The sequence below is a fragment of the Streptomyces anandii JCM 4720 genome, assembly GCF_014650655.1.
In the GTDB taxonomy this organism is placed as follows: domain Bacteria; phylum Actinomycetota; class Actinomycetes; order Streptomycetales; family Streptomycetaceae; genus Streptomyces; species Streptomyces anandii.
This window is the reverse complement of sequence record NZ_BMVJ01000008.1, coordinates 324,846-330,664: the sequence shown is the minus strand read 5'-3', so window position 1 is coordinate 330,664 and position 5,819 is coordinate 324,846. Positions and strand designations below refer to the sequence as shown.

The following is a 5,819-nucleotide window of genomic DNA, read 5'->3' as shown; positions in this document are numbered from 1 at the left end:
CGGGCTCCGGTCTCCGGGTCCTGGCCTCCGGCTCCCGGGCTCCGGTCTCCGGGTCCTGGCCTCCGGCTCCCGGGCTCGGGCCTCCTGGATCTGGCCTCCGGCCCCCGGCCCCCGACCGCCGATTCCCGGTCCCCGGCCCTGGGCCTCCCGCCCCCGGGCCTCCAACTCCCGGCCGCCGTCAACCCCCGACCCCCGACCCCCGACCCCTCCCCCCCCGGTCTTTGGCCGATTGTGCAAAGCGGAGACCGTAGCTCTGGCTTCTTCTCTCATCGTCGTGCCTTCCGCCCTCCGCATCATCAAGGGCCATACAGCCCGTAGGCGGAGGGAGTGGCACGGTGGAGACGGAGATCGGTACGGAGGCCGGCGCGCGGGCGCGGGGGCCGGTGGGGCGACGGGTGAGCGGTGCCGGGCGGTTGGTGCGCCGGCAGGCGCTGGGTGCACTCGTCGACGACGCCGCCGGGAGCCCGCTCAAGCGGACCATGGGCGTCGCCCAGCTCACCCTGCTCAGCGTGGGTGCCACGCTCGGCACCGGCATCTTCGTCGTGCTCGGGCAGGCGGTGCCCGAAGCCGGCCCGGCGATCGTCGTGTCGTTCGTGCTCGCAGGGGTGACGGCGCTGTTCTCCGCGCTCTCCTACGCCGAGCTGGCCGGCATGATCCCCGGCTCCGGATCGTCCTACAGCTACGCCTACGCCACGCTCGGCGAACTCGTCGCCTGGGTGTGCGGCTGGTGTCTGATCCTGGAGTACGGCGTGTCCGTCGCGGCCGTTGCGGTCGGCTGGGGGCAGTACGTCAACGAACTGCTCCACCTCACCCTCGGCGTCACCCTGCCCGACTCGCTCAGCGCCCCGCCGGGCGCGGGCGGCACCCTCAACGTGCCCGCCGCCCTCATCGTCGTCCTCGCCATGGTCGTACTGCTGCGCGGCGCCAAGGAGAGCGCCGTGGCCAACACCGTCATGGTCGCCGTGAAGATCGCCGCGCTCGTGATGTTCTGCGCGGTGGCCTTCACCGCCTTCCGCGCCGGGAACTTCCACCCGCTCTTCCCGCTGGGCGCGGCCGGCATGAGCGCCGGCGCCGCCTCGCTCTTCTTCTCCTACATCGGCTTCGACGCCGCCTCCACGGCGGGGGAGGAAGCCCGCGACCCGCAGCGCGACCTGCCCCGCGCCATCATCCTCTCCCTCGTGCTCGTCACCGCCCTGTACGTCCTGGTCGCCGTGGCCGCGCTCGGCGCGATGCCGTGGAAGGAGTTCGCCGGGACCGAGGCCACGCTCAGCCAGGTGCTCGTGCAGGCGGTCGGCGGCGGCGACCTGTGGCCGATCCTGCTGTCCATCGGCGCCGTCGTCGCCACCACCAGCGTCGTCCTCACCGTGCAGTACGGTCAGATCCGCATCCTGTTCGCGATGTCTCGCGACGGGCTCGTGCCGCCGTTGTTCGCCAAGGTGCACCCGCGCACCGGGGTGCCCCGCGCCAACACCGTGATCGTCTCCGCCTTCATCGCCGTGCTCGCCGCACTGGTCCCGCTGGGCAGCCTCGCCGACGCCACCAGCATCGGCACCCTCTTCGCCTTCATGCTGGTCAACCTCGCGGTGGTGCTGTTGCGCCGGCGCAGCCCCGACGCCCCCCGCTCCTTCCGCGTCCCGCTCGCGCCCGTCATCCCGCTGCTCGGCGTCGGCTTCTGCGCCTACATGCTGTTCAGCCTCGGCAGCGACACCTGGATCGCGTTCGGCGCGTGGATGGCGGCCGGGCTCGTGATCTACGCGACGTACGGCATCCGGCACTCCAGGCTCGGCCTCCAGGGCCTCCAGCCGGCCGGGCCGGCGGCACCGGGACAGGAGCACGCGGCATGACCCCGTCCATGACCCCCTCCACGACCTTCTCCATGACCCCCTCCATGACTCCCTCCACGACCTCCCCCACGACCTCCCCCACGGTCTCCCTCGACCTCACCTCCGACGTCGTCGACCTCACCCGCGCCCTCGTCGACATCCCCTCCGTCAGCGGTGACGAGGCCCCCCTTGCCGACGGCGTCGAAGCGGCCCTGCGCGGTCTGCCGCACCTGGCCGTCGAGCGGATCGGGAACTCCGTCGTGGCCCGCACCGGCCTGGGACGGCCGCTGCGGGCCGTGATCGCCGGTCACCTGGACACCGTCCCCGCCGCCGGTAACCTCCCCTCCCGCCTCGACGGGGGCAGCGTCCACGGGCTCGGCGCCTGCGACATGAAGGGCGGGGTCGCGGTCGCCCTCCGCCTCGCCGCCGCCGCGACGGAGCCCGCCCACGACCTCACCTACGTCTTCTACGAGTGCGAGGAGGTCGAGGGCGACCGCAACGGCCTGCACCGCATCGCCGCCGAGCGCCCCGGTCTGCTCGCGGACGCCGGCCTCGCGATCCTCATGGAGCCCTCCGACGCGGGCGTCGAGGCCGGCTGCCAGGGCACTCTCACCGCCGACATCGTGCTGCGGGGCGAACGGGCGCACACCGCACGGGCGTGGCAGGGCGTCAACGCGGCCCACGCGGCCGCCCCGGTCCTGCAGCGGCTCGCCGACCACATGCCCGAGCGGGTCGTCGTCGACGGGCTGGAGTACCGGGAGGGGCTCAGCGCGGTCGCCGTGCGGGCCGGGGTCGCCGGGAACGTGGTGCCCGACGAGTGCGTCGTCACCGTCAACCTGCGCTTCGCGCCCAACCGTTCCCCGCGGGAGGCGGAGGCGTACGTACGGGAGCTGTTCGCCGGGTACGAGGTCCACGTCACCGAGGCCGTCGCCGGCGCGCTGCCGCGGCTGGACCGGATCGCCGGGCTGGTCGAGGCGCTCGGCGCCGTGCCCCGGCCGAAGCTGGGCTGGACGGACGTGGCCAGGTTCGCCGCGCTCGGGGTGCCCGCCCTCAACTACGGCCCCGGCGACCCCTCGCTCGCGCACACCGCCGGCGAGCACGTGCCGGTGGCGCACCTGCGCGCCTGCGAGGAACGGCTCGGCGAGTGGCTCCTGTGAGGCGCCCCCGGCACCTCCTCAGCCGGCCCCCGTGAGACCGCCGAGTGTCCGCAACTGGAGCCACAGCACGAGCCGTTCGTCGGGGTCGTCGAGGTCGACGCCGAGCTGCTGCTGGGCCTGTCTGAGCCGGTAGCGGCAGGTGTTGGGGTGCACGGAGAGCAGCCTGGCCGCGCCCGCCATGTCGCAGCCCGCGTCGAACCAGCACACCAGGGTGCGGGCGTACTCCGTGCCGTTCTCCGCGTCGTACGCCAGCACCCGCCGCCACGCTCCCGCGCTCAACTCCCGCTGCCCATCCATGACTTCGGACAGGCGCAGCAGCGTCGCGCGTGCCCGCACCTCGTCCACCGACGCCACCGGCAGACCGGGACCCAGCAGCCGCAGCACCAGGTCGGCATCCGCGCGCGAGTCCGGCACGCCGCCGAGGTCCGGGACCACCTCGCCGAGCGCCGCGCGCACCGGCACCCGCAGCGCCTGCCCGGCCCGTCGCACGATGTCCTCGGCCAGTTGCCGGTGCCGGGCCCCGCCACGCTCCCCGGCCGCCGGCAGGAGCGCGTAGACCACCCCGTCCGCCAGCACGCACGCGTGCCGCCCGTAGCGCGCCTCGCACTGCAGGCGTACGACGTCCAGCAGGCGCAGCGCGGTCCGCTCGGCGTCGGGCACGCTCGCGGCGGAGTCCAGTACGAACGCGGCGACCCGTACGGCGGACTCGAGGCCGAGGCGGTGGCCGGCCGCGGCCGGGTCGGCGGTGCCGTCGAGCAGGCGGCGCAGCAGGTCGCCGCTGTGGTGGCGGGCCAGTTCCTGCGCGGCCCGGGCGCGCAGCAGGAGCAGCGCGGCCGTGGACGCGCCCTGGAGCAGGGTCTCCCCGGCGTCCGGGGCGAGCGAGCCGTCGTCGATCACCCACACCGAGCCGAGGGTCTCGCCGCCCGCGCGCACGGCGACCGCGAGCCGGGGCAGGTCGCCGGGGCGCAGCGCGGGCAGCCGCACCGGCCGTTCGGCGCCGAACAGCACCCGGTACTGCTCGGTGTTCTCCGTGCTCGGCGGCACCTGGAGGCCGAGGATGCCCTGCCGGCGGTCCTCGTCGACGACCTGGCCGGGGACCGTGGAGTAGGCGAGGATCCGCTGGCGCGGGTCCTCCACGGCGGTGGCGCCGCCGGTGGCCGCCGCGATGGCGTCGGACAGCGCGAACAGGTCCCCGAGCCCGCTGCCGGAGGGCACCGGGCGGGCGCCGATCGCGGCGGCGAGCAGCAGGTGCGCCTGGTGCCAGGCGGTGTCCTCGGCGACGGCCAGCAGCGCCACCCGGTGGGACTCCGCCTCGGCCACGGGGCCGTCCGCTCCGCGCACCACCACCCCGCTCATCCCCGCCTCGGCGGCCGCCCGCAGCAGCGGTCCGGCCGCGTCCGCACGCACGCCGACCGCGAGCAGCAGCGCGCCCGGCACCCGCGGCAGCGGGGCGTGCGGGTCGTGCAGCACGGCCTCGGTGACCGGGACGGACAGCCCGGCGGGGGCCGTCAGCAGGCGTACGGAGGAGCCGCCGACGACGTCGAGGAGGTCACCGAGCGTGCAGGCGTCCACGGGGCTCACTCCTCAGGGGCGGATTGGCCGATCTCCTCATGAACGTACGCAGGCGTTGTCCGCTCGCACAACCCGCGGCCGGGTCCCGGCCGGTGAGACTCCTGTCATGACCGCAGTGACCATCAGCACCGTCCACGACGTCGCCGGGCTCGGGGCCGTCGCCGACTACCTCAGCGACGTCTGGCACACCCCGCGCACCGCCCCGCCGTACCCGGCCGAGGTGCTGCACAGCCTGGTGCACGCCGGCGGGGCCGTGCACGCGGCCCACGACGGGCAGCGCCTCGCCGGCGCCTCGGTCGCCGTGTTCGGGCCGCCGGCCGGGCAGGACGCGTACTCGCTCGTCGCCGCCGCCGACCGCGGTCTCGGCCACGCCGTCAAGCAGGCCCAGCGCGCCTGGGCGGTGGAGCGCGGAGCCCGCACCATGCGCTGGACCTTCGACCCGCTGGTCGGCCGCAACGCCCGCTTCAACCTGGTCAAGCTGGGCGCGGTCGGCACCGAGTACCTCGTCGACTTCTACGGGCCGATGACCGACGGGGTGAACGACGGCGACGAGAGCGACCGGCTGACCGTCACCTGGGACCTGGCCGAGCCCGGGAAGCCGTACGAGACCGGCGACCGCGCGGCCGCACCGGTCAGCCACCTCGCCCCCGACGGCGCTCCGCTCGCCCGCCGCGACCTCGGTGACCTGCACATCTGGTGCCGGGTGCCCGGGGACGCGGTCGCCCTGCGGGCCGCCGACCCGGCGCTCGCGCTGCGTTGGCGGCACGCCGTCCGCGAGGTCCTCACCGGCGCCTTCGCCGAGGGCTTCACGGCCACCGGCATGTCCCGCGACGGCTGGTACACGCTCACCCGGTCCGAGGAGGAAGCCGCATGAAGCTCGAGCGCGTGGAGATCGTGCACGTCGCGATTCCGCTGGTCACGCCGTTCCGTACGTCCTTCGGGACCATGACGGCGAAGGACACCTTCCTGCTGCGCGTGGTCACGGACGGCGCCGAGGGCTGGTCGGAGTTCGCCGCCGACCCCGAGCCGCTGTACTGCTCGGAGTTCACCGCCGGTGCGGAGATCGTGCTGCGCGACTTCCTGCTGCCGCGCGTGGCGGCGCTGCCCGAGCTGACCACGGCCGCCCTCGCGCCGGCGACGGCGAAGGTCAAGGGGCACGAGCTGGCGAAGGCGGCGCTGGAGACGGCGGTGCTCGACGCGGAGCTCAGGTCCTGCGGGATGCCGCTGGCGGCCTACCTCGGGGCGGTACGCGACCGGGTGCCCGCCG

5 protein-coding genes are annotated in these 5,819 nt (G+C 75.0%); 4 read left to right on the top strand and 1 reads right to left on the bottom strand.

Going from position 1 to position 5,819, the window contains the following annotated elements; genetic code table 11:
* Window positions 1-347 precede the first annotated feature (347 nt).
* Both IE249_RS17400 and dapE read left to right on the top strand, forming a co-directional pair.
* Window positions 348-1,844 carry an amino acid permease gene (locus IE249_RS17400; protein WP_373304408.1) on the top strand — a complete coding sequence of 499 codons (1,497 nt, stop codon included), beginning with the start codon at window positions 348-350 and terminating at the stop codon, window positions 1,842-1,844.
* 32 nt (window positions 1,845-1,876) lie between these two features.
* Window positions 1,877-2,980: a succinyl-diaminopimelate desuccinylase gene (gene dapE / locus IE249_RS17395; RefSeq protein WP_373304407.1), complete on the top strand. Its 1,104-nt coding sequence runs from the start codon at window positions 1,877-1,879 to the stop codon at window positions 2,978-2,980.
* An 18-nt stretch (window positions 2,981-2,998) separates the two neighbouring features.
* Here the strand turns inward: dapE and IE249_RS17390 are convergent, their stop codons facing one another.
* Entirely contained in the window at window positions 2,999-4,552 is a 1,554-nt protein-coding gene (locus IE249_RS17390) for a PucR family transcriptional regulator (RefSeq protein ID WP_189705718.1), read from the bottom strand.
* Window positions 4,553-4,658: 106 nt separating this feature from the next.
* On the opposite strand from IE249_RS17390, the gene IE249_RS17385 reads away from it, so the two are divergent.
* Both IE249_RS17385 and IE249_RS37615 read left to right on the top strand, forming a co-directional pair.
* On the top strand, window positions 4,659-5,426 hold the full coding sequence (locus IE249_RS17385; RefSeq protein ID WP_189705717.1) for a chorismate synthase: 768 nt from the start codon (window positions 4,659-4,661) through the stop codon (window positions 5,424-5,426).
* Window positions 5,423-5,819, top strand: a 397-nt coding sequence (locus tag IE249_RS37615; protein ID WP_506366966.1) for an enolase-like domain-containing protein, incomplete at its 3' end; no start/stop codon positions are given. The genes IE249_RS17385 and IE249_RS37615, both read left to right, overlap by 4 nt.

Excerpts from the sequence above, each read along its gene's own strand:
- dapE (WP_373304407.1), top strand. The coding sequence starts at position 1,877 with ATGACCCCCTCCATGACTCCCTCCACGACCTCCCCCACGACCTCCCCC.
- IE249_RS17385 (WP_189705717.1), top strand. The coding sequence starts at position 4,659 with ATGACCGCAGTGACCATCAGCACCGTCCACGACGTCGCCGGGCTCGGG.